Origin of the sequence: Nocardioides sp. Bht2 (genome assembly GCF_047308515.1) — a bacterium.
Lineage (GTDB): Bacteria > Actinomycetota > Actinomycetes > Propionibacteriales > Nocardioidaceae > Nocardioides.
The window spans coordinates 42,897-64,856 of the sequence record NZ_JBLBWI010000019.1 but is presented as its reverse complement, the minus strand read 5'-3'; the positions used below and the strand labels follow the sequence as shown (position 1 = coordinate 64,856).

The following is a 21,960-nucleotide window of genomic DNA, read 5'->3' as shown; positions in this document are numbered from 1 at the left end:
ACCCGCCTACTGCGGCGGGTCCACCACCTCACCCTCGATCACCTGGTCTGCGACCGGGGATCGGGGGTGTTCGGCGTTCTGGGTGCCCATCGCGCCGAACACGGAGCCCTGGAGGAGCCGGGCCTCGACCACGCGGGTCAGCAGTCGCCTGGCCAACGGACGGGTGACCGGTAGTACCAGCACCAGTCCGACGACGTCGAGCACGAAGCCCGGCGAGAGCATCAGGATGCCGCCGGCCAGGACCAGAATGCCGTCGGCGATCTCCCGCGACGGGAGCCGTCCCTCGCTCAGCGCCACGCTCAGAGCCCGGAACGCCCGAGCCCCCTCACGCTTGATCAGCCAGCCGCCCAGCACACTGTCGGCGATCAGCAACAGGATCGTCCAACCCACGCCGATCACCTGGCCCACCTGGATCAGCACCCAGAGCTCGAGCAGGGGGATCACCAGGAAGAGCAGCGCCATTACCCAGAGCGGAATCCGGCGCCGACGCCGCGGAGCGGTTGCGGAGGTGAAAGACATCATCGACCAGCCAGAACCCGGACCTGGCGGCTCCGCTCACGCAGCCCCCATCGGGTGACGTTACGTAGCGACTCGCGCGCGACCTGACCGCTCATCTTCGACTCTCCTCGTTCGCGTTCCACGAACTCGATCGGTACCTCATGGATCCGGAGTCCAGCCCGGTGGACCCGCCACGCCAGGTCTGTCTGGAAGACGTAGCCTGTGGACTCCACCGTGCTCAGCTCGGCGGCCATCAGGGCGGAGCGGCGGTAGAGCCGGAACCCGGCCGTTGCGTCGCGAACCGGAAGACCGAGGAGCAGCCGGACGTAGAGGTTGCCACCGCGCGACAACAGGCGGCGTCCCAGCGGCCAGTTGACCACCGAACCACCGGTCACCCAGCGCGAGCCGATCACCAGGTCAGCGTGGCGCAACGCGGTCAGCATCGCGGGTAGCTGCTCGGGCTGGTGTGAGCCGTCCGCATCCATCTCGCCGATCACGTCCGCGCCCATCTCCAGAGCGACCTGGAACCCGTCGAGATAGGCGGCACCGAGCCCCTCCTTGGTGGCCCGGTGGTGAACATGCACCTGCGGGTCGGCTGCGGCCAGTTCGTCGGCCAGTGCGCCCGTACCGTCCGGGGAGCCGTCGTCGACGATCAGGATCTCCACGAAACGGGCGGCGCCGCGGACCCGTGCGACCACCTCGGCGATGTTCTCCACCTCGTTGTAGGTGGGAATCACCAGCACTACGCGCCCGAGATCAGCGACGGTCAAAAGCCCTACCCCTTCTTCACATTCCGATGTGCTCGACGATACGACAACAGGCCAACCAACAGCGCGCCACCGAGCGCGGTGGCGCTGAGCCGGCCGAGCCAGGGGCCGACGTACATCGACGGCGGGGTTCCGTTCGCCAAGGGGACCGTCGCCGAGATGACCCCGGCGGTACGGGTGTCGATGTCGGCGATCACCTCGCCATCCGGTCCGATGATGCCGCTACGCCCGTTGATCGCCGCCACCGCGACCGCGCGACCTGTCTCGATCGCGCGGAGCCGGGTGATCGCGAACTGCTGATCGATCTGGCTGGTGTGGATGAACATCGCGTTCGAGGTCTGCACCACCACCAGTTCCCCGCCCCGCCGTACCTGGTCGACGAAGACGTCGTCGTAGGAGACGTCGAAACAGATCGCATCGACCACGTCGAGACCGGCGATCCGGATCGGCTTCTTGTTGGTTCCGGCCACCATGTCCCGGGGGATCTCGGCGAGACGGCCGATGTTCGAGCCCTCCGGGATCCAGCTCCGCAACGGGATGTACTCACCGAACGGGACCGGATGCCGCTTGCTGTACCGGTCCCCCACCCCGGTCACCGGGTCGTAGACGACACCCTGGTTGAGCACCTTGTCGTCGTCGGCATGGTCGACCATCGCGCCGACCAGCAGCGGGACGCCGAGAGCCCGGACGGCCTCGTCGATGCCGGCCCGGGTCTCAGCATCACGGAACGGATCGACCGCCGTCGAGTTCTCCGGCCACAGTACGAAGTCGGGCTTCGGTACGCTCCCGTCCGCGATCTCGGCACCCAACTGCTCGGTCAGCGTGACGTGGTCGGCGGTGACGGTGCGGTGGTACGCGGCCACGTCGGTTCCGTCACCGGGTACGTTCCCCTGGACCACAGCGATCCGGGCCTCCTCGCCGCTCCCCCACTGCGGCCCGATGAACGTCGGCACCACGACGACAGCGGCCGCGACGACGGCGACCGCGCCGACCGCGCGCAACCGAACACGGTTGCCGACGCACCAGACGGCGGCAGCGCTGGTGCCGGCGAGGACCAGGCTCACGCCGTTGGAGCCGATCCAGGGCAGCAGTTGGGCATAACTCGTGTCGACGACGGCGAAGGAGAGTCGCCCCCAGGTGAAGCCACTCCACGGGAAGCCGCCACGGACGACTTCGATACCCACCCAGACCAACGCCATCCACAGCGGCCAGAACCGCCAGCGGGAGACCCGAGCCAAGGTAGCGCCGGCCAAGGTGAGGTAGGCGGTTTGGACACCGGCCAGCCCGATCCAGGCGGCGTCGGCGACGGCGCGCATCCAGTAGATGTTGGCGAAGATGAAGAAGCTTCCGAAGAGAAGTCCGAGCAGTGCGCCTTGGCGGACGCGGACCCCGCGGAGCAGCCAGAAGAAGGCGGCCAGGACCGGGATCAGGATCCAGAAGAAGGCAACCGGCTCGAAGGCCAGGCTGAGCGCTAAGCCCAGCACGGGAGCCAGGGCGTATCGCGTGCGCACGCGGCAAGGTTACCGGCGGCTCCTGGCAGGGCCGGGAGGGAGCCCGTGGGCTTCGGACCAACCGGAGCGCAACTGGCGGTTGCGGGCCGGAAGTTGTCTAAGGCGCCCGGGTCCCTCCCGGGTCCACCCATCGCGCGGCGGAACCGACCTCCGTGAACGATCTCGGTGCCAGTGTGGTGCTCACCGGACCTGATCGCCACTCGGACGCCGGTCCACTCCGCGACGAACTGCCAGGGTGGACCTGCCGAACGTTTCAGCATCGCGAGGTTGGTTGTCAACCCGCCTCTGACCTGCGTAAACGCTGGTCGCCGCAGGTCAGAGGCGGATTCCGACATCCCCAAATCGGCCTATATTTTCCGCAGTCTCGGCGTGTCGAGGTACGACACGCCGAACCGGTCTGGGCCGGTTACGGGACGACCACTGTGCCGCGCGCCTCGGTGGCCAGCAACGGCGGGCGCAGCAACGCTGCCGCCCCCGGCCGTTCACGCGTGCCAGCACCACGAGCGACCACGTGCAGGGTGAAGTAGATCTCCCGCGAGCGGCTGCCGACCCGGACGATCTCACCGGCCGCCTCGAGGACGTCGCCGGCCCGGACCGGCGCCCGGAACTCGACCGCGCTGTAGGAAGCGAAGAGTCCTTCGTCCCCGTCCCCCACGATGCAGAGCTCGGTGGCGACGTCCCCGAAGAGGGCGAGCCCGAAGGCCCCGTCCACCAGCGAGCCCGCGTAGTGAGCGTGGCCGAAGTCCACGTAACGGCGCTGCACCACACGAAGTCCCAACTGTGCCGCCATCACGCCACCGCCCGGACCCGATGGACGAGGTAGCTGGCGACGTCGCCGGGGGTGGTGCCCCGTCCGAAGATCCGGTCGACCCCCAGTTCGCCCGCCGCTTGCTCGTCGAACCGTGGTCCACCGACCACCAGCAGGGGCCGCTCATGCGCCGCGAACGCCTCCCGGAAGGCGGCCGACATCTCGGCGGTGTTGTGCAGATGTGCGTCGCGCTGCGTCACCACCTGGGAGACCAAAACCGCATCGGCTCCCTCGGCGCGGGCAGCAGCAACGAGTTGCGGCACCGAGACCTGAGCACCCAGGTTGACCACCCGGAGTTCCCGGTAGTACTCCAGCCCCTTCTCGCCGGCGAACCCCTTCACGTTCAGGATCGCGTCGATACCGACGGTGTGAGCATCGGTACCGATGCAGGCACCCACCACCACCATCCGCCGACGCAGGGCCCGCTTGACCTCCGCATTCACCTCTGCCGGAGTGAGCAAGGGGTAGTCGCGCTCCAGGACCTGCACCTGCGCGGTGTCGACCAGGTGGGTGACCCGGCCATAGACGACGAAGAAGGTGAAGCTCGGCCCGATCGCATGCGCGTGGACCAGCAGCGCCTGGTCGAAACCCATCTTGGCCGCCAACTGGAGCGCAGCGCCCTCGGCCAGTTTGTCGTGGGCCAGCGGCAGCGTGAAGCTGACCTGGACCATCCCGTCGCCGGTGGTGTCACCGTAGGGTCGAACGATCACGATTCGTCCAGGATCTCGATGGCGGCGTTGTAGTAGCCCGGTGCCCGGACGGCGACCCCGTCGCGTCCGCGGCCGGCGTCCGCAGGCCGTCGCATCAGCCCGAAGGTGCCGTCCGCGATCGCGCCCAGGAGACCGTCGGCGCGTGCTTCGATCTCGGCAAGGAGCGTCTGGGACTCGCCGAGCACGGTGCGGGCACGGTTGGCGATGAACCCGTCCGCCGGTGGCGCGAAGTCCTCGGCGAGCCCACCGGCAGCGTTCAGTACATAGCGGACGTTGCGCAGCGCCAGGTCGCGGTCCGAGAGCCACGGCGTGACGACCGCTTCGGTCATCATCCCGACGAGCAGGATGCCTTGGCCGGTGAGCGCACCGGCGAGGTTGAAGAATCCGTCCAACAGGTAGCCCCGGAAGACGTCGCCGTCCATGTGCCTGGTCGGCGGCATCCACTTCAACGGAGCATCAGGGAAGAGCGTCCGGGCCAACATGGCGTGGGCGAGCTCCAGCCGGAAGGAGTCCGGGAGGGCAGGATCGATCTCGAAGGCGTGCCCGAGGCCGAGCTGCCAGTCGGCGAGGCCGGCCTCCTTGGCCAGGCACTCATTGATCAGTTGGCTGACCGTCACCGTGTGCGCGGCGTCGACCGCGTCGGCGGTGGTGAGGTAGTTGTCCTCACCGGTGTTGATGATGATGCCGGCGCGGGCATGGATCTGCCTGCTGAACCGCTGGTCGACGAAGGTGCGGACCGGGTTGATGTCGCGGAACAGGATCCCGTACATCGAGTCGTTCAGCATCATGTCGAGCCGTTCCAGCCCGGCCAGCGCGGCGATCTCCGGCATGCAGAGGCCCGAGGCGTAGTTGGTCAGTCGGACGTAGCGCCCCAACTCACGGCTCGTCTCGTCCAGCGCGGCCCGCATCAACCGGAAATTCTCCTGGGTCGCGTACGTCCCGGCGAACCCCTCCCGGGTGGCGCCCTCGGGTACGTAGTCCAGGAGCGACTGTCCGGTGGAGCGGATCACCGCGATCACGTCGGCACCCGCCCGGGCGGCGGCCTGCGCCTGCGGGATGTCCTCCTCGATGTCGCCGGTGGCCACGATCAGGTAGATCCAGGGCTTGGCCGGTGCGTCCCCGACGGTCGCGATCAACTCCTCGCGTTCACCCCGCCGCCGGTCGATCTCGGCGATGCCGCGGGCCACCGCGGCCCGAGACGCGACGCGGGCAGCGCGGGAGGCCTCGCCGTCCGGGACCCGGAACCGGATCGATCCGGCCAGCGCCTTCTCGGTCAGTTCTCGCAGGTCACCGACTCCCGAGGTGAGCACGGCGTCCCAGACCGGGATGCAGACCCCCGCTCCCAGTCCGACGTCGGCGCGCACTGCGTCGACGAGGTGGTTCGCCCAGGGCACGCCGTCCGGGTCAGCGCCGCTGAGCCCGGCGAGGCGCAAGGTGGCCCGCTCCACTGAATCGGTGGTGTGGGTCCGTGCCAGTTCGATCACCGGCTCACAGACTCGGCGAGCTGCCTTTCGTGCTGCCGCCACCTGGTCGCGATCGAGGTCCAGCATCAGATCCGCCGTTCCAGGTGGGCGCGGAGTGCGGGTTGGCGCCGGACCAGGTCCAAGGCGTACTCCGCGTGCCCCGGCAGGTATCCGTTGCCGATCAGCATGGTGACGTCGGCGGCGAGCCCTTCGGCGCTGAGCGCGGCGGTGGCGAACGACGTCGCCATCGAGAAGAAGATCACGGTGCCGCCCGCCGACGTCGAGAGGATCGCTCCCGCCTCACAACCGGGGACGTCGACACAGACGACGGTGACGTCGACCGGGCCGCCGGCACGTCGCACCGCGTTGCGGATGGCGAGCGGATCCCGGGCGTCGGCGATCACCACCTCGTCGGCCAGTCCGGTTGCGACCAGGGCGTCCCGCTCGGCCTCGTGCGGGACGACGGCGACCAGGTGTCGCGCGCCGGCATCACGGGCCGCCGCGAGGCTCATCGAGCCACTCTTACCGGCGCCGCCGACGACGGCGACCGAGCCCGCGGCCGCGTTCCGGACGGTACGCCGGGTCAGCGCCGGTGCGCCGCAGACATCGAAGACCGCCAACGCCAACTCGGCGGGGAGGTCGCTCGGCACCTTGGCCACGATCGACTGACCGAAGACGATGGCGTAGCCATCGGTTGGAACCTGCTCACTGAACCCGTCCCAGCGGCTGAGGCCGTCCTCGATCACCAGCGGGGTGAGCGTGAGCGAGACCAACGTCGCCACCGGCTCCCCCACGCTGAGGCCGAGTCCGTGTTCGGGGCCGACCTCTTCGACGACTCCCAGCAGCATGCCCCCGGATCCGGTGATCGGGTTCTGCATCTTGCCGCGCTCCGCGATGATCGCGAGCACCTCGGCGCGGACCGCGTCGCCGTCGACACCCGATGGGCCACGATGCTTCTCGGCGAGTTGCCGGTAGGAGGCGGCGTCAAGATTGAGCCGGTCGACCCGGATCCGGGTCTCTCCGGGTTGCAGTAGGGGGTCGGTGTCGAGCCGGTGCGCCGCCTGCGGCAACACCCGAGCTACGTCCTCCACCCGATGGGTGCCGATCCGGTCGACGGGGTGACCGGCCGACCGAAGCCTTCCTTCCAGCATATACGTCTCCTTGCCGTAAATCTTGCGGTCATGTGATCGACAGACCGCAGGTTCTTCTCTAGTCTGGCAGTAATGTGACGCCGCACACAACAGCTGAGCGTCATCCATGCCGCACTACAGGAGCACCACCATGAGCCTGGCCGCAGCCTCCGCCGCCACCCCGCAGCCCTACGCCTACCGTCAGACCGAGCTCGTCGAACCCGACTGGCGCCGCTTCCCTGGCTGGCGCGACGTCACCGAAGCGGATTGGCGCTCGGCGCAGTGGCAGCGCGCGCACTGCATCAAGACCGTCGCCCAGCTCAGGGCGCTCCTCGGCGATCTGGTCGACGAGGTCTTCTACCTCGACCTCGAGCGTGACCAGCGCGAACGGGCCACCATGTCGATGTTGGTACCTCCGCAGATGATGAACACGATGGCGCCCGCGCTCAGCCCCGGCGGGCCGGGCTCGTTGACGGCGGCGTTCTACGCCGACCCGATCCGGCGCTACATGCTTCCGGTCTTCAGCGACCGCCGTACCGACTGGCCCTCGCACCCGCACTCGTCACGGGACTCGCTCCACGAGCACGACATGTGGGTCGCCGAAGGGCTCACCCACCGGTACCCGACCAAGGTGCTCGCCGAACTCCTCCCGACCTGCCCTCAGTACTGCGGCCACTGCACCCGGATGGACCTGGTCGGCAACTCGACGCCGACCGTCACCAAGCTCAAGCTGACCGGGAAACCGACCGACCGACTCACCTCGATGCTCGACTACCTCCGGGCCACCCCGAGCGTGCGCGACGTCGTCGTCTCCGGTGGCGACGTCGCGAACATGCCCTGGCCACGCCTCGAGGCCTTCGTCGCCGAGCTGATCGAGATCGAGAACATCCGCGACATCCGGCTCGCGACCAAGGCGTTGATCGGACTCCCCCAGCACTGGCTGCAGACCGAGGTCCGCGAAGGGATGGCACGCCTCGCCACCGCTGCCCGGAGCCGCGGCACGTCGCTGGCGATCCACACCCACACCAACCACGCCCAGTCGGTGACTCCGCTGGTGGCCGAAGCCTCACGGGCCATGCTGGAGGCCGGCGTCCGCGACGTCCGGAACCAAGGCGTCCTCCTGGACGGCGTCAACACCGATCCGCACAGTCTGCTCGACCTCTGCTTCGGCCTGCTCGACGGTGCCTCGATCACGCCGTACTACTTCTACATGTGCGACATGGTGCCGTTCGCCGAGCACTGGCGGGTCTCGGTCCGCCACGCCCAGGACCTCCAGGCAGCGATCATGGGCTACCTCCCCGGATTCGCCACACCGCGGATCGTCTGCGACGTGCCCTTCGTCGGCAAACGGTGGGTCCACCAACTCGACAGCTACGACACCGAGCGTGGGATCAGCTACTGGACGAAGAACTACCGGACCTCGATCGAGATGGACGACGCCACCGCGCTCCGGCGGACCTACTCCTACTTCGATCCGATCCACACCCTGCCCGCGGCCGGCCAGCAGTGGTGGCGGGAGAACGCACCCGCCGAGATCGACCATGCCGCACACGCGACTGCGTCACGCGAGGTCTCGCTGCTCCAGACCCAGCAGCAGTGCTGAAGTAGAAGCAGTGCTGACCTACAAGCGATGCTGACCTACAAGCGGAGCTGACCTACTCCTCGACGGGGGTGGGCGCGGGCCGATGCACCGGCCGGTTCTCGAACGAGGTCGAGAGCACGATCGTGGTCCGGGTCGCGACGTTCGCCAGGGTCCGGATCCGGCCGAGCAGTGCTTCGAGGTCGCTCGGCATCGCGACCCGCACCTTCAGGATGTAGGACTCCGCGCCCGCCACCGACCAGCAGGACTCGATCTCATCGACGTCCTCGAGCCGCTTCGGGTAGTCGTCCGGCTGGCCCGGGTCGATCGGCGTGATCGAGACGAACGCCGTCAGCGGGAGGCCCATCTGCTCGTGGTCGACAGTCGCGCCGTACCCCTTGATCAGGCCGCGCTTCTCCAACCGCTTCACCCGCTGGTGGACCGCAGAGGTCGACAAGCCGGTCGCCTTGCCGAGGTCGGTGTACGACATCCGGCCATCGTTGGCGAGCAGGGTCAGAATCTGACGGTCCGTGTGCTCCACGCCCCCAGGGTAGTCGTTCACCACACCAGCACCTGACAAACTGGGCATTGTGAGCACACAGCGGTTGCTACTCCTCGACACGGCCAGCCTCTACTTCCGCGCCTTCTTCGGCGTGCCCGACTCGATGCGGGCCCCTGACGGGATGCCCGTCAACGCGGTCCGCGGGCTGATGGACTTCATCTCCCGGTTGGTCACCGAATACCAACCCACCCACATCGCCTGCTGCTGGGACGACGACTGGCGCCCGCAGTGGCGCGTCGACCTCCTCCCCTCCTACAAGTCCCACCGCGTCATCGAAGAGCGCCCCGGCACCGCCCCCGACGTCGAGGAGGTGCCGGACCCGCTGCAACTCCAGGTGCCGTTCATCAGGGCCGTGCTCGATGCCGTCGGTATCGCAGTCGTCGGTCACCCGGAGATGGAGGCCGATGACGTGATCGGCACGCTGGCCACCGACGCCGGAATGCCGGTCGACGTCGTCACCGGGGACCGCGACCTGTTCCAGTTGGTCGACGACGCGGCTCAGGTCCGGGTCCTCTACACCGCCCGCGGGGTCGGCAAGCACGACAAGGTCGACGACGCCTGGGTGATGGCCAAGTACGGGGTGCACGCCAACCAGTACGCCGACTTCGCCACGCTCCGCGGCGACGCCTCCGACGGCCTGCCGGGCGTCAAGGGTGTCGGCGAGAAGACGGCGGCCACCCTGCTCGGCCGGTTCGGCGACCTCGACGGGATCGTGGCAGCCGCCGCGGACCCGAACGCCGAGATGGGCCCGGCGCCGCGGCGCAACGTCCTTGCCTCCGCCGACTACCTGGCCGTGGCCCCGACCGTGGTCGCGGTCCGTCGTGACCTTGACCTCGGCGAGCTCGACCTGAGTCTGCCCAAGACGCCCCGCAACCCCGAGGCGTTCGCCGAGCTCGACGAGCGGCTCGCGCTCAGCACCTCGGCGACCCGGCTGATCGAGGCGCTGGCCGCCGAACGCTGAACGGACCTCAGGAGGAGACGGAGGAGTACGCCACGACCCCGCGGCGTAGCTTCTCCGTCGCCTTCCGGGCGGTACGCCGCAACGGCGAATCCCCGGCGGCGTCGGCCACCTGACCGCAGAGGTCGATCAGCTGCTTCATCCAACGGACGAAGTCGCCGGCCGACAGGTCGACGACGTTCAGCACGTCGTCGAGGTCGTCGCCCTCGGCCCAACGGAACGCCGCCCAGGCGAAGCCCAGGTCGGGTTCGCGCAGGAACGAGAGCCGGTGCTCCTTCTCCAGCGCCTCCAGTTGAGCCCAGAGCTTGACCAGGTCCTGGAGCGACTCCCGGACCCGGGTACCGGGCAGGCGCGGCGAGCGGGCGTCGTCGGGGCGCCGGGCCTCGAAGACCAGCGCGGAGAGCACCGCAGCCAGCTCGGAGGGGTCGAGGTGGTCCCAGTACTCGCCCCGGATCGCCTCCGCCGCGACGAGGTCGAAGTCGGAGTAGAGGCGGCGCAGCGGTGCACCGCGTTCGGTGACCTCGTCGCCGTCCAGGTACTCGAGGGCGTCAAGCACCTCGCAGACCCGGTCGAACTGGCGGGCGATGGTGTTGGTCCGGTTCTCGACGCGCCGCTTGAGGACCTCGGTGTCGCGGTTCAGCTTGTACCAACGCTGCGCCCACCGGTCGTGGTCCTCGCGCTCGGCGCACCCGTGGCACGGGTGGGCACGCAGTTGGTTGCGTAGCTCGGTGATCTCGGCGTCGATCGGGTCCAGCCCGCTCCGAGGGCCGCGCCGGCTCCGGTTGGTGACCGGAAGGTTCCGGCCCTTCTCCCGCAGGGCCGCTGCCAGATCGCGGCGCATCTGCGGGTTGCGACCGTTGAAGTTCTTCGGCACCCGCAGGTGCTCCAGCGCCTCGACCGGTGTCGGGAAGTCGAGGGCGCCGAGCCGCTTGGCGTGCCGCTCGGCCGTCAACACGTACGGGCGGGCTTCAGCTCCGGCGAGGCCCGGGTCGAGAACGACAGCGAGGCCGGCGTACTTGCCGGACGGCACCCGGATCACGTCACCGATCCGGAGCTTGGCCAGGGAGGCCGCCGCTTCGGCGCGCTGGTCCTGACGGCGCGACCTCGCGCCCTCCTTCTCGATGTCGGAGATCCGGCGACGGAGCGCCGCGTACTCCATGAAGTCGCCGAGGTGGCAGGTGGCCGACTCGCTGTAGCCCACCAGGGCGTCCTCGGCCTTGCGCAGCTGGCGAGCCATCCCGACGACGGCGCGGTCGGCCTGGAACTGGGCGAACGACGTCTCCAGCAGCTCCCGCGAACGGCTTCGCCCGTACTGGGTGACCAGGTTGATCGCCATGTTGTACGACGGCCGGAACGAGGAGCGCAGCGGATAGGTGCGGGTGGAGGCCAGACCGGCCAGCTCCTTGGGGTTCATCCCCTGCTGCCAGAGCACGACCCCGTGACCCTCGACGTCGAGTCCACGGCGTCCGGCGCGGCCGGTGAGCTGGGTGTACTCCCCCGGTGTGATGTCGACGTGGCCCTCGCCGTTCCACTTGGTCAGCTTCTCCAGCACCACGGTCCGGGCCGGCATGTTGATGCCCAGTGCCAGTGTCTCGGTGGCGAAGACCACGCGGCAGAGCCCGCGCAGGAACAGCTCCTCGACACACTCCTTGAAGGTGGGCAACATCCCGGCATGGTGCGCCGCGATGCCACGCTGGAGGCCGTCGAGGAACTCGTGGTAGCCGAGCACCTGCAGGTCCTCGTCCGGCAGATGGGCGCACTTGTCGGTGACGAACGCCCGGATCTCGCGAGCCTCGTCGTCGGTGGTGAGCCGCAGGTTGGAGTTCAGGCACTGGCTGACCGCGGCGTCACAGCCCACCCGGCTGAAGATGAAGTAGATCGCGGGTAGCAGACCGTCGGCCTGGAGCCGGCTGACCACGTCGTAGCGCGACGCCATCGGCAACCGACGGCCCTGCGGCTGCGCGCCGCGGCCCCGGTTCCCCTTCTTGTCGCGGCGGTCGTTGAACCGCTTGGAGGCGAAGTCGTCACGCGCCACCCGCAGCAGCTGCGGATTGACGGTGGCGCCCTCCTGCACGAATCCGGCCTTGGTCTGTTCGTCGCCGTCACCGAAGAGGTCGAAGAGACGGCGGCCGACCATCACGTGCTGGAAGAGCGGAACCGGACGCCGTTCCTCGACGATGGTGACCACCTCGCCGCGCACGGTGTTCAGCCACTCGCCGAACTCCTCGGCGTTGGAGACGGTCGCCGACAGGGAGACCACGGAGACGCTCTCCGGGAGGTGGATGATCACTTCCTCCCAGACCGCGCCGCGCATCCGGTCGGCGAGGTAGTGCACCTCATCCATCACCACGAAGCCGAGACCGTCCAGGGTCCGCGAGCCCGCGTAGAGCATGTTGCGCAGCACCTCGGTGGTCATCACCACGATCGGTGCCTCGCCGTTGATCGTGTTGTCACCGGTCAACAAGCCGACCTGGTCGGCGCCGTAGCGCTTCACCAGATCCGCGAACTTCTGGTTGCTCAGTGCCTTGATCGGCGTGGTGTAGAACGCCTTGCGGCCCGTGGCCAACGCGAGGTGGATCGCGAACTCGCCGACGATCGTCTTGCCGCTTCCGGTCGGTGCGGCGACCAGAACTCCCTTGCCCGCCTCGACCTCGCGGCAGGCACGGAGCTGGAACTCGTCGAGCTCGAAGGAGTAGAGCGCACGGAAGTCGGTGAGCACCGGGTAGGCCCGGTCACTGCGGAACCGGGCGTAGCTCTCGGACGGGGAGTCACTCATGCGATCACCTTCAAGGCTTGGGGCACCGCTTCCACGGTAAGAGGCAAGGCACCGAACCGCTCGCCATCGGCGTAGCTGACGATGCCGGGGGCGGCGATGGTCGCCTTCGCGACGCGGTACCGCCGATAGGCAGGGTGGGTGGTCAGGGAACCGTCGAAGAGCCGCGGGTAGGACCGGATCAACTCCAGGCGGCTCAACGGCTCGATCACCACCACGTCGAGCAGGCCGTCGTCCAGCCGGGCGCCTTCGGTGATCCGGAGCCCGCCACCGAACGAACTCCCGTTCCCGACCGCGACCAGCGTGGCTCGGGTCTCCACCCGTTCCCCGTCGAGTTCCAGCACATAGGGCAGCGGTTCGAAGCTGCGCAGCTCCGCGACCGTAGCGAGGTTGTAGCGCATCTGCCCCCGCGGCCATCGCATCGCGTTGGCGCGTTCGTTGACGATCGCGTCGAAGCCGGCCGCGAGCACCGTGACGAAGTAGCGCGAGCCGGAACGGGCCAGGTCGAGGGTCCGGGTGCGCCCGGCCACGATCACGTCGACAGCTGCGGCCAGGTCGGTACGTGGCAGAGCCAGATACCGGGCGATGTCGTTGCCGGTCCCCACCGGGATGATCCCGAGCGGGGTCTCGGTCTCCGCGACCGCCTGCGTGGCCAGATGGGCCAACCCATCGCCGCCGACGGCGACCAGCGCGCTGACGCCGTCCCGGACTGCGGCGCGGGCCAGCTGTTCGGCATCGTCACCGTCACGACCGACCAGCTTGCGGACCTGGAGCCCTGCGGCCTCGAACCGGGCGAAGATGCCGGGGGCCAACTGAGCGGCGCGCCCCTTGCCTGCGGTCGGGTTGACCAGGACCGCCACCTCACCCGCGATCGGCACTACTCCCCCTCGTCCACGCGTCGAGCCGCAGCGCCACGGAGTAGCGCTGCGGTGGTGCGGCAACGGCGCGGGCGAAACGCCGGATCGACTCCAAGGCATCGGCCGGCCCGAAGGCGATGCCCGGACTGAGCACCAGGAGGCGACCCTCGTCGTCCTCGGCGACCACGATCTCCCCTGCGCGCCAAGCGGTGTGGACCTGTTGCCGCAACGCTTCGTCGGCGACCGGGTGCGGCCACGCCTGATCCACCGCCAGTAGGTCGCAGTCGAGGACCTGACCCGACGCCGTCAGCGTGCCGCGGACCCGGTGGCCGCCACGGTCGGTACTCAACGCCGACCAGGTGACCTCGTCCGTGCCCAGCCAGTCCGGCAGGTCGAAGGCGTCGACGGGTGTCACAGCGTCGAGATCTCGTCGTCAGCCCATTGGTCGGTGCCCGCGGAGCGGCGGCCGCGCCAGCGGTCCAGGACCCGCGCGACGACCTCCGAGATCAGGAAGAGCGCGGTCATCACACCGGCCAGGATCGACATCGCGAACGGATCGGTGGACGGCGTCGCGACGGCGGCGAAGATGAAGGTGCCGACGATGATCCACGGTCGGTAGGCGCCGATCTGCTTGCCGGTGATGATCCCGGCGAGGTTCAACATGATCACGAAGAGCGGGATCTCCATCGCGATACCGAAGACCAGCAGCATCCGGGTGAAGAAGGAGAAGTACTCCCCGAACTCGACGAGGTTCTGCATCCCGTCCGGGGTGAAGCTGAGCAGTACCTCGAGCCCCTTGGGCAGGACGTAGTAGCCCAGGGCGACGCCGCCGAGGAAGAGCGGGCCGGCCACCGCGGCGAAGACCCGGGACCAGCGCTTCTCGCGGGCGGTCAGGCCCGGTACCAGGAAGCCCCAGATCTGGTAGAGCCAGTAGGGACTGGCCAGCACCAACGCCGCGATCCCGCAGAGCTTGAGCTGCAGCATCAGCGGTCCGGTGGCGCCCTTGACGTAGGCCTCCGTGCTGACGTCTGCCTGCAGCACCTCCCGCGCATGGTTGTACGGGTTGAGGACCAGTTCCAGAAGTTCGTTGTAGAAGAAGAGCGCGCCGAAGAAGAGCAGCACGAAGACCAGCAGGGAGCGCATCAGGCGGGCGCGGAGCTCCCGGAAATGGTCGCCGAGGGCCATCTTGCCGTCGCTGCCGATGGCGTGCTTCGGTTTGCCGCGGAACAAGCCCACGACGCCGGCGAGGGACACGGTCAGTTGGTCGTGTCGCGCCGGTGATCGGGGTCGATCACCGGGTCGGTGCTCTGCGGCGGGTTGAGCTCGCCGGCCGGGCCGTCGTCCACCTGGTCGTCGTCGTTCAGGCCCTTCGTCTCGGCCTTGAAGATCCGCAGCGCGCGGCCGCTACCGCGGGCGAGCTCCGGAAGCTTCGAGGCACCGAAGAGCAGGACGATGACGGCCAGAATGATCAGCAGTTCGGGGGTACCGAGCCCACCAATGAGTTGCGGGGTCATGACGTCCTCACCTTGATAGTCAACAACATCCGAAAGTCTACGTCGCGCACCTGGCGGAGCAGGGATCAGACGACACCCAGCACGTCGACCACGAAGGTCAGCGTGTCACCGGGCTTGATGTCCTTGCCGCTGCCCTTGTCGCCGTAGGCGAGCTCGGCCGGGATCACCAGCAGCACGCGGCTACCGGCGGTGACGCCGTCGAGGCCCTGGTCCCAGCCCTTGATGACCGAGCCGGTACCGAGGGTGAGCAGGCTGCCGCCGATGGTCGGGGTCTGCGCGGTGTAGTTCTCGTCGAACGGCTTCTTCGCGCCCCACACCTGGCCGAGGTAGCGCAGCGCCACCTTGGAGCCCTTCTCAGCCTTCGGGCCCGTGCCGGTGACCAGACGGGTGACCTGCAGGCCCGGCTTGGGGGTCTTCATCGCCTTGCTGAAGTCCAGACCGGTGACCTGGCCGTCCTTCTCGACGACGGTCGGCCAACCCTTCGGCGTCGCGGCGGCGCTGGTGTCGATCTTGTCCAGAGCGGTGCCCAGGATGTCGATCAGGAAGACGGTGGTGTCCTGGTTGCCGATACCCAACTCGGCACCGCCCAGGCCGAAGGCGTCGTCCGCCTCGGCGCTGACGACGACCCGCGAGCCGATGGTGTGACCGACAACGGCCTCGTTGATCGCCTTGACGGTGTCCTTGGTGAGCGTGACCAGGGTCGGGTTGCCCTCCGCCTGCTCGTCGGCGGCCGGGGTCTCACCGTCGGCAGCGTCGGTGTCGCCGGACTTCTCCGTGGACGGAGCGCTGGGCGTCTCACTGGCCGACGGCGAGGCGCTGGGGCTCTCGGTCTCGGCGGGCTCCGGGGTCTTCAGCTCCGGCCAGGCGGAGTCGACGACCCGGCCGTCGTAGCCGTTGGCGATGAAGATGTTGAGGAACGCCGTGCTGTCCTTCTCGACGACGTCGCCCTCACCCTTGGTGATCACCTGGACCTTGGTCTCGTCGACCGAGTACGGAGCGTCGATCTTCACCGTCGGGACGGTGCCGAAGGCGCCGGAGACCTTGAGCGATCCCTCGCCGCTGGAGTCGCTGTCGTCGCCGCAGGCGGCGAGAGTACCGAGGAGCAAGGTGGCAACAGCGAATGAGGCAGCGATGCGACGCACGGTTGGTTTCCGTTTCTTTCGGGCAGCACGGGCGAGTTCAGAGCCTAGGGCATGACCCCAATCGTGCGGGCTACATGCCCTCGATCAGCCGCTGCACGCGATCGTCGACCGCGCGGAACGGGTCCTTGCAGAGCACCGTGCGCTGCGCCTGGTCGTTCAGCTTCAGGTGGACCCAGTCGACGGTGAAGTCACGACGTCGTTCCTGGGCTCTGCGGATGAAGTCGCCCCGGAGCTTGGCCCGGGTGGTCTGCGGCGGCACCGACTTGGCCCGGAAGATCGGCAGATCGCCGGTGACCCGGGCCACCGCGCCGCGGTGCTCCAGGAGGTAGTAGAGGCCGCGGTCGCGCCGGATGTCGTGGTAAGCCAGGTCGAGCTGGGCGACCCGGGCACTGCCGAGGCTGAGCCCGTGCTTGGCCCGGTAGCGTTCGATCAGCTTCCACTTGATCACCCAGTCGAGCTCCCGGTCGACCAGCGACAGGTCACCGGCCTCGATCGCCTTGAGCCCGCGCTCCCAGAGGTCGAGCGTGCGCTCGATCAACGGCGTGGAGAGTTCACGCCGGTCCACGAAGTCGCGGGCCCGCGTCAGGTACTCGGCCTGGATCTCCAGGGCGCTGGCCTCACGGCCGTTGGCGAGGCGGACCTTGCGCTGTCCGGTCATGTCGTGGGAGATCTCGCGGATCGCCCGGATCGGGTTCTCCAACGTGAGGTCGCGCATCACCACGCCCTCCTCGATCATCCGCAACACCAGGTCGCAGCTGGCGACCTTCAGCATGGTGGTGGTCTCACTCATATTGGAGTCGCCCACGATCACGTGCAGGCGCCGGTACCGCTCGGCATCGGCGTGCGGCTCGTCGCGGGTGTTGATGATCGGACGGCTCCGGGTGGTCGCGCTGGAGACGCCCTCCCAGATGTGTTCGGCGCGCTGGCTCACCGAGAACGAGGCTCCGCGCGGGGTTTGCACGATCTTGCCGGCGCCGACCAGGATCTGCCGGGTCACCAGGAACGGGATCAGGATGTCGGCCAGTCGGCTGAACTCGCCGGCCCGACCGACCAGGTAGTTCTCGTGGCAGCCGTAGGAGTTGCCGGCCGAGTCGGTGTTGTTCTTGAAGAGATAGATGTCGCCGGAGACGCCCTCGTCGTGGAGGCGCTGCTCGGCGTCGATCAGCAGCCCTTCCAGGATCCGCTCCCCCGCCTTGTCGTGGGTGACGAGCTGCTCCACGTCATCACACTCGGGGGTGGCGTACTCCGGGTGGCTGCCCACATCGAGGTAGAGCCGGGCACCGTTGCGGAGGAACACGTTGCTGCTGCGTCCCCAGGAGACGACCTTGCGGAAGAGGTAGCGCGCCACCTCGTCTGGGCTGAGCCGGCGCTGACCGTGGAAGGTGCACGTGACGCCGTACTCGTTCTCGATTCCGAAAATCCGGCGGTCCATGTACCAACACTAGGCGAGGCGCACCAATCGGTGCGCCTCATTCGCTAGTGGTTGCCCAATAGTTACTTCTCGGGCTCCTCGTTCGGTGCCCCGGTGAGGGGGTCCTCCAACGGCGGCACGGTGCCGCTGACCAGGTCGGTCGGGTCGGCCGGATCGTCGCTCGGAGCGCCCGGGTTCGCCAACGGCGTTGCCGCGTCCTCGACATTCGCCGCATCCGGGGTCTCGGCGTCGCGCGGGCCGAGCAACTTCGGCAGGGTCGCGGCAGCCACCCGACGGAACTTGCGGGGCTGGCTCCGGGTGCGGTCCAGAACGGCGACCTCAAGGTCCTCGATCGGGATCACCCGGTCGGACTTCTCGCTGTGCCCGAGGGCAGCGACAGCCAGCTTCAAGGCCGCGGCGAGGTCGAGCCCCTCCTGGTACTGCTGACGCAGGTACTCGCCGACGACGTCGGCCGCACCGCCCATCACGGCATAGCCGTGCTCGTCAGCGACCATGCCCTCGAAGGTCAACCGGAAGATCCGGTCGTCGGCGGGCACCTCGCCCACCTCCGCCACGAAGATCTCCACCTCGTACGGCTTCTCGCCGCCGCTGGAGAAGATCGTGCCGAGGGTCTGCGCATAGGCATTGGCCAGCCCCTGGCCGGTGACGTCGCGCCGGTCGTAGGCGTAGCCGCGCATATCGGCGAGCCGGACGCCGGCGATCCGCAGGTTCTCGAACTCGTTGTAGCGGCCGACCGCGGCGAACGCGATCCGGTCGTAGAGTTCGGAGATCTTGTGCAGCGCCTGGGACGGGTTCTCCGAGACCAGCAGCACGCCATCGGCGTACTGGACCGCGACCAGGGACCGGCCGCGGGAGACGCCCTTGCGAGCGAAGTCCGCGCGGTCCTTCATCAGTTGCTCGGGCGAAACGTAGAACGGGGTGCTCATCTTCTACCTCGAAAGTTCGCGTCTCAGACCAGCGCGGCCGCAGGGCCGTCGGGTCGGTTCATCCGGGCGGCAACCACCCGGTCGGCCACCTGAGCCACCTCGTCGTCGGTGAGGCGACGTCCGCCCTCGGCGGTGATCACCTGGACGACCGGGAAGATCCGACGGGCCAGGTCCGGGCCGCCAGTCGCCGAGTCGTCGTCCGCGGCGTCGTAGAGCGCCTGGACCAACGCCGTCACGCACTCGTTCTCGTCGAGGTCGTCGCGGTACAGCTTCTTCAACGAACCGCGCGCGAAGAGCGAGCCCGAACCGACTGCGTGGAAGGCGGTCTCCTCGTACCGGCCACCGGTGACGTCGTAGGAGAAGATCCGGCCCTGGTCGGCACGGTGGTCGAAGCCCGCGAAGAGCGGGACCACGGCGAGGCCCTGCATGGCCAGGCTGAGGTTGCTCCGGATCAGCGCGGCGAGCCGGTTGGCCTTACCGTCGACCGAGAGCGTGGTGCCCTCGATCTTCTCGTAGTGCTCGAGCTCGGTCTGGAAGAGCCGGACCATCTCGACCGCGAGCCCGGCCGTGCCGGCGATCCCGGCGCAGCTGAACTCGTCGGTCGGGAAGACCTTCTCGATGTCGCGCTGGGCGATGATGTTGCCCATCGTGGCCCGCCGGTCACCGGCCATCACGACGCCGTCGGCGAAGGTCGCCGCCACGATCGTGGTGCCGTGCGGGGCCAGGTCGGAGTGGGTGCCGCCGTTGCCGGGCGCCATCGTCCGGGCCGAAGGCAGGAGGTCCGGAGCCTGCTGCGCCAGGAAGTCAGCGAACGAGGAACTGCCGGTCGCCATGAAGGCGTCCGGCAGTCGCGAACCGTGGAACGGTGCGCTCACTGGCCCCCCTTTTGGATGAAGGACTTCACGAAGTCTTCGGCGTTGGTCTCGAGGACGTCGTCGATCTCGTCGAGGATCGCGTCGATGTCGTCATCGAGCTGTTCCTTGCGCTCGGCAACAGACGTCTGGGAGGCCTCGACCTCCTCGGCCGCCTCTTCTGAGGACTTCTTGGGCTGCTTGTGCTCCTGGGCCATGTCTTCACCCTATCCAACGGGTCCGTCAGGACGATGTGAGTGCGCGGAAGATTTGTTCAGCCGTGTCGCAACGGTCGATGAGATCACCGACATGGGCACGGGTACCTCGCAACGGATCGGTGGTGGGGATCCGCTGCAACGACTGCTTGCCCGGTAGATCGAAGATCACCGAGTCCCACGAGGCCGCCGCGATATCGGCGGAGTACTTCTCCAGACACTTGCCACGGAAGTAGGCGCGGGTGTCCTCAGGTGGTTCATGCATCGCCTCCTCGATCGTCTCGTCGCCCAACAGTCGCTCGATCTTCCCGAGCCTCACCAACCGGTGGTAGAGCCCCTTCTGCGGCCTGATGTCGGCGTACTGCAGGTCGATCAGGTGCAGCTTTGGGTCGGTCCAGGCGAGCTGGTCGCGGGCCCGGTACTGCTCCATCAGCCGGAGCTTGGCCACCCAGTCCAACTCGCTGGCACAACTCATCGGGTCACGCTCGAGGCGGGTCAGCACCGACTCCCAGCGGTTCATCACGTCGGTGGTCTGCTCGTCGCTCTCCCCGCCGTGCCGTTCCAGCAGGTACTTGCGGGCCAACTCCAGGTACTCCCACTGCAACTGGACGGCGGTCAGCTTCCGGCCGTCAGCCAGCGTGATCAGCTGACGACAGGTCGGGTCGTGGGAGACCGCCCTGAGCGCCTTGACGGGGCCGTCGATCCGGAGATCGGTGGTGATGAAGCCGTCCTCGATCATCGCCAGCACCAGGGAGGTCGTGCCGACCTTGAGATAGGTGGAGATCTCGCTGAGGTTGGCGTCGCCGATGATCACGTGCAGCCGGCGGTACCGTTCCGGGTCGGCGTGCGGTTCGTCGCGGGTGTTGATGATCGGCCGCTTGAGCGTGGTCTCCAGGCCGACCTCGACCTCGAAGAAGTCGGCGCGCTGGCTGATCTGGAACTCACTGGCCCGGCCGTCCTGACCGATCCCGACCCGCCCGGCGCCGCAGACCACCTGTCGGGAGACGAAGAACGGCGTCAGATGGCGGACGATCTCGGCGAACGGCGTCGACCGCTTCATCAGGTAGTTCTCGTGGGCGCCGTAGGAGACACCCTTGTTGTCGGTGTTGTTCTTGTAGAGCACGATCGGGCCGGCGCCGGGGATCGCCGAGGCCAGGTTGGCGGCGTCCAGCATCACCAACTCCCCCGCCTTGTCCCAACGGACCACATCGAGTGGGTTGGTGACCTCCGGCGTCGAGTACTCCGGGTGGGCGTGGTCGACGTAGAGCCGAGCGCCGTTGGTGAGGATCACGTTGGCCAGGCCCAGATCCTCGTCGGTCAACTGGGAGAGGTCGGCGACCTGCCGGGACATCTCGAAACCCCGGGCGTCGCGGAGCGGCGACTCCTCCTCGAAATCCCACCGGGCCCGTCGGGCATGGAGCGTCGCCATGGCATAGGCGTTGACCACCTGGCTCGAAGCCACCATCGGATTGGCCTGTGGTTGGCCCTGCACCGAAATGCCGTACTCGACCTCGGTGCCCATCACCCGTCGTACGCTCATGGCTCGAGCCTACTCACCACCTCCGACGAAGTGCCGGACGTCACACGTAGGTACCGTCGTACTTTTCTGGTCGAGTCCGAGAAGAGGAACCCGTTGAGCTGGTGGGAAGAGCACGTCGTACCGCGGTTGACCGATGCCGCACTCTCCGAGTCGAGGGTCGGTGAGTTGCGTGCCGAAGCCTGCGCCGGACTGACCGGCACCGTGCTCGAGATCGGCTTCGGCTCCGGCCTCAACCTGCGCCACCTGCCGAGCGCCGTCACCGAGATCCGCGCCGTCGAGCCCAACGATCTGGGCTGGAGCAGGTCCGAGCGCCGTCGGACGCGGGCACAGATCCCGATCACCCGGACCGGACTCGACGGTCAGCGCCTGAGCGAACCCGACGACTCGGTCGACCACGTGCTGAGCACCTTCACCCTGTGCACCATCCCGGACCCGGCACAGGCGCTGACCGAAGTACGCCGCGTGCTACGCCCCGGTGGGACCTTCGCCTTCCTGGAACACGGTCTCGCCCCCGAACCCGGTGTTCAGCGTTGGCAGCACCGCCTCGACCCGGTGCAACGTGTCGTCTTCGGTGGCTGCAACCTGAGCCGCAACGTCCCCCAGTTGCTGACCGACGCCGGCTTCACCGTCGAGCACCTGCGCACCGAGTACGTCCCCGGCACCATCGGCCCCTCGAAGCCGTGGACCTTCGGATACGTCGGAGCCGCCCGCTGATCAGCGGGCG

The 21,960-nt window shown here is 68.2% G+C and carries 22 protein-coding genes; 3 read left to right on the top strand and 19 right to left on the bottom strand.

Features of this window, described 5'->3' with window-relative positions; translation table 11 throughout:
* Window positions 1-6: 6 nt before the first annotated feature.
* From ACLM5J_RS18425 to ACLM5J_RS18395, 7 genes are all read right to left on the bottom strand, one after another.
* Window positions 7-519 (bottom strand): FxsA family protein, encoded by a 513-nt coding sequence (locus ACLM5J_RS18425; RefSeq protein ID WP_413658069.1) that lies wholly within the window; start codon window positions 517-519, stop codon window positions 7-9.
* Window positions 519-1,268: a polyprenol monophosphomannose synthase gene (locus ACLM5J_RS18420; protein ID WP_413658067.1), complete on the bottom strand. Its 750-nt coding sequence runs from the start codon at window positions 1,266-1,268 to the stop codon at window positions 519-521. Before ACLM5J_RS18420 ends, ACLM5J_RS18425 begins: the two co-directional genes overlap by 1 nt.
* A 5-nt stretch (window positions 1,269-1,273) precedes the next feature.
* Window positions 1,274-2,776: an apolipoprotein N-acyltransferase gene (gene lnt / locus ACLM5J_RS18415; protein ID WP_413658066.1), complete on the bottom strand. Its 1,503-nt coding sequence runs from the start codon at window positions 2,774-2,776 to the stop codon at window positions 1,274-1,276.
* Window positions 2,777-3,182: 406 nt separating this feature from the next.
* The gene (locus ACLM5J_RS18410) at window positions 3,183-3,566 is read right to left on the bottom strand and encodes a hotdog domain-containing protein (protein WP_413658065.1); all 384 of its coding nucleotides are present in this window, start codon (window positions 3,564-3,566) and stop codon (window positions 3,183-3,185) included.
* On the bottom strand, window positions 3,566-4,294 hold the full coding sequence (locus tag ACLM5J_RS18405; protein ID WP_413658063.1) for an OAM dimerization domain-containing protein: 729 nt from the start codon (window positions 4,292-4,294) through the stop codon (window positions 3,566-3,568). Before ACLM5J_RS18405 ends, ACLM5J_RS18410 begins: the two co-directional genes overlap by 1 nt.
* Window positions 4,291-5,844: a lysine 5,6-aminomutase subunit alpha TIM-barrel domain-containing protein gene (locus ACLM5J_RS18400; protein WP_413658062.1), complete on the bottom strand. Its 1,554-nt coding sequence runs from the start codon at window positions 5,842-5,844 to the stop codon at window positions 4,291-4,293. Before ACLM5J_RS18400 ends, ACLM5J_RS18405 begins: the two co-directional genes overlap by 4 nt.
* Window positions 5,844-6,908 carry an L-erythro-3,5-diaminohexanoate dehydrogenase gene (locus ACLM5J_RS18395; protein ID WP_413658061.1) on the bottom strand — a complete coding sequence of 355 codons (1,065 nt, stop codon included), beginning with the start codon at window positions 6,906-6,908 and terminating at the stop codon, window positions 5,844-5,846. The genes ACLM5J_RS18400 and ACLM5J_RS18395 overlap by 1 nt, the downstream gene beginning before the upstream one ends.
* 130 nt (window positions 6,909-7,038) lie before the next feature.
* Between ACLM5J_RS18395 and ACLM5J_RS18390 the strand changes: the two genes are divergently transcribed.
* The gene (locus ACLM5J_RS18390; protein WP_413658060.1) at window positions 7,039-8,490 is read left to right on the top strand and encodes a KamA family radical SAM protein; all 1,452 of its coding nucleotides are present in this window, start codon (window positions 7,039-7,041) and stop codon (window positions 8,488-8,490) included.
* A gap of 52 nt (window positions 8,491-8,542) precedes the next feature.
* Here ACLM5J_RS18390 and ACLM5J_RS18385 read toward each other — a convergent pair whose 3' ends face one another.
* Window positions 8,543-9,007 carry an Lrp/AsnC family transcriptional regulator gene (locus ACLM5J_RS18385; protein ID WP_413658058.1) on the bottom strand — a complete coding sequence of 155 codons (465 nt, stop codon included), beginning with the start codon at window positions 9,005-9,007 and terminating at the stop codon, window positions 8,543-8,545.
* Window positions 9,008-9,056: 49 nt separating this feature from the next.
* Between ACLM5J_RS18385 and ACLM5J_RS18380 the strand changes: the two genes are divergently transcribed.
* On the top strand, window positions 9,057-9,989 hold the full coding sequence (locus tag ACLM5J_RS18380) for a 5'-3' exonuclease (protein WP_413658056.1): 933 nt from the start codon (window positions 9,057-9,059) through the stop codon (window positions 9,987-9,989).
* A 7-nt stretch (window positions 9,990-9,996) separates the two neighbouring features.
* On the opposite strand, the gene ACLM5J_RS18375 is transcribed toward ACLM5J_RS18380, so the two are convergent.
* The 11 genes from ACLM5J_RS18375 to dop all read right to left on the bottom strand — a co-directional run bounded on the left by ACLM5J_RS18375 (window position 9,997) and on the right by dop (window position 21,236).
* Window positions 9,997-12,762 (bottom strand): DEAD/DEAH box helicase, encoded by a 2,766-nt coding sequence (locus ACLM5J_RS18375; RefSeq protein WP_413658054.1) that lies wholly within the window; start codon window positions 12,760-12,762, stop codon window positions 9,997-9,999.
* On the bottom strand, window positions 12,759-13,637 hold the full coding sequence (locus ACLM5J_RS18370) for a diacylglycerol kinase (RefSeq protein WP_413658052.1): 879 nt from the start codon (window positions 13,635-13,637) through the stop codon (window positions 12,759-12,761). The genes ACLM5J_RS18375 and ACLM5J_RS18370 overlap by 4 nt, the downstream gene beginning before the upstream one ends.
* Window positions 13,621-14,031 carry a hypothetical protein gene (locus ACLM5J_RS18365; RefSeq protein ID WP_413658050.1) on the bottom strand — a complete coding sequence of 137 codons (411 nt, stop codon included), beginning with the start codon at window positions 14,029-14,031 and terminating at the stop codon, window positions 13,621-13,623. Before ACLM5J_RS18365 ends, ACLM5J_RS18370 begins: the two co-directional genes overlap by 17 nt.
* Window positions 14,028-14,870: a twin-arginine translocase subunit TatC gene (gene tatC, locus ACLM5J_RS18360; RefSeq protein ID WP_413658048.1), complete on the bottom strand. Its 843-nt coding sequence runs from the start codon at window positions 14,868-14,870 to the stop codon at window positions 14,028-14,030. The genes ACLM5J_RS18365 and tatC overlap by 4 nt, the downstream gene beginning before the upstream one ends.
* A gap of 2 nt (window positions 14,871-14,872) precedes the next feature.
* Window positions 14,873-15,130, bottom strand: a complete 258-nt coding sequence (locus ACLM5J_RS18355; RefSeq protein WP_413658046.1) for a Sec-independent protein translocase subunit TatA — start codon at window positions 15,128-15,130, stop codon at window positions 14,873-14,875.
* Window positions 15,131-15,195: 65 nt separating this feature from the next.
* Window positions 15,196-16,272, bottom strand: coding sequence for an FKBP-type peptidyl-prolyl cis-trans isomerase (locus tag ACLM5J_RS18350; protein WP_413658044.1), 1,077 nt, complete (start codon window positions 16,270-16,272; stop codon window positions 15,196-15,198).
* 70 nt (window positions 16,273-16,342) lie between these two features.
* On the bottom strand, window positions 16,343-17,704 hold the full coding sequence (pafA, locus tag ACLM5J_RS18345; RefSeq protein WP_413658042.1) for a Pup--protein ligase: 1,362 nt from the start codon (window positions 17,702-17,704) through the stop codon (window positions 16,343-16,345).
* Window positions 17,705-17,766: 62 nt separating this feature from the next.
* Window positions 17,767-18,630, bottom strand: a complete 864-nt coding sequence (gene prcA, locus ACLM5J_RS18340; protein WP_413658040.1) for a proteasome subunit alpha — start codon at window positions 18,628-18,630, stop codon at window positions 17,767-17,769.
* Window positions 18,631-18,653: 23 nt separating this feature from the next.
* Window positions 18,654-19,463 (bottom strand): proteasome subunit beta, encoded by an 810-nt coding sequence (prcB, locus tag ACLM5J_RS18335; protein ID WP_413658094.1) that lies wholly within the window; start codon window positions 19,461-19,463, stop codon window positions 18,654-18,656.
* 38 nt (window positions 19,464-19,501) lie between these two features.
* On the bottom strand, window positions 19,502-19,699 hold the full coding sequence (locus tag ACLM5J_RS18330; RefSeq protein WP_413658038.1) for a ubiquitin-like protein Pup: 198 nt from the start codon (window positions 19,697-19,699) through the stop codon (window positions 19,502-19,504).
* A gap of 25 nt (window positions 19,700-19,724) precedes the next feature.
* Window positions 19,725-21,236: a depupylase/deamidase Dop gene (dop, locus tag ACLM5J_RS18325; RefSeq protein WP_413658036.1), complete on the bottom strand. Its 1,512-nt coding sequence runs from the start codon at window positions 21,234-21,236 to the stop codon at window positions 19,725-19,727.
* Window positions 21,237-21,329: 93 nt separating this feature from the next.
* On the opposite strand from dop, the gene ACLM5J_RS18320 reads away from it, so the two are divergent.
* Window positions 21,330-21,950: a class I SAM-dependent methyltransferase gene (locus tag ACLM5J_RS18320; RefSeq protein WP_413658034.1), complete on the top strand. Its 621-nt coding sequence runs from the start codon at window positions 21,330-21,332 to the stop codon at window positions 21,948-21,950.
* Window positions 21,951-21,960: the final 10 nt, after the last annotated feature.

Bases quoted from the DNA above. Each gene is read 5' to 3' on its own strand.
- ACLM5J_RS18395 (WP_413658061.1), bottom strand. From the start codon at position 6,908: ATGCTGGAAGGAAGGCTTCGGTCGGCCGGTCACCCCGTCGACCGGATC.
- ACLM5J_RS18375 (WP_413658054.1), bottom strand. From the start codon at position 12,762: ATGAGTGACTCCCCGTCCGAGAGCTACGCCCGGTTCCGCAGTGACCGG.
- ACLM5J_RS18425 (WP_413658069.1), bottom strand. From the start codon at position 519: ATGTCTTTCACCTCCGCAACCGCTCCGCGGCGTCGGCGCCGGATTCCG.
- prcA (WP_413658040.1), bottom strand. From the start codon at position 18,630: ATGAGCACCCCGTTCTACGTTTCGCCCGAGCAACTGATGAAGGACCGC.
- ACLM5J_RS18400 (WP_413658062.1), bottom strand. From the start codon at position 5,844: ATGCTGGACCTCGATCGCGACCAGGTGGCGGCAGCACGAAAGGCAGCT.
- ACLM5J_RS18390 (WP_413658060.1), top strand. From the start codon at position 7,039: ATGAGCCTGGCCGCAGCCTCCGCCGCCACCCCGCAGCCCTACGCCTAC.
- dop (WP_413658036.1), bottom strand. From the start codon at position 21,236: ATGAGCGTACGACGGGTGATGGGCACCGAGGTCGAGTACGGCATTTCG.
- ACLM5J_RS18355 (WP_413658046.1), bottom strand. From the start codon at position 15,130: ATGACCCCGCAACTCATTGGTGGGCTCGGTACCCCCGAACTGCTGATC.
- ACLM5J_RS18330 (WP_413658038.1), bottom strand. From the start codon at position 19,699: ATGGCCCAGGAGCACAAGCAGCCCAAGAAGTCCTCAGAAGAGGCGGCC.
- pafA (WP_413658042.1), bottom strand. From the start codon at position 17,704: ATGGACCGCCGGATTTTCGGAATCGAGAACGAGTACGGCGTCACGTGC.
- prcB (WP_413658094.1), bottom strand. From the start codon at position 19,463: ATGGCGACCGGCAGTTCCTCGTTCGCTGACTTCCTGGCGCAGCAGGCT.
- ACLM5J_RS18410 (WP_413658065.1), bottom strand. From the start codon at position 3,566: ATGGCGGCACAGTTGGGACTTCGTGTGGTGCAGCGCCGTTACGTGGAC.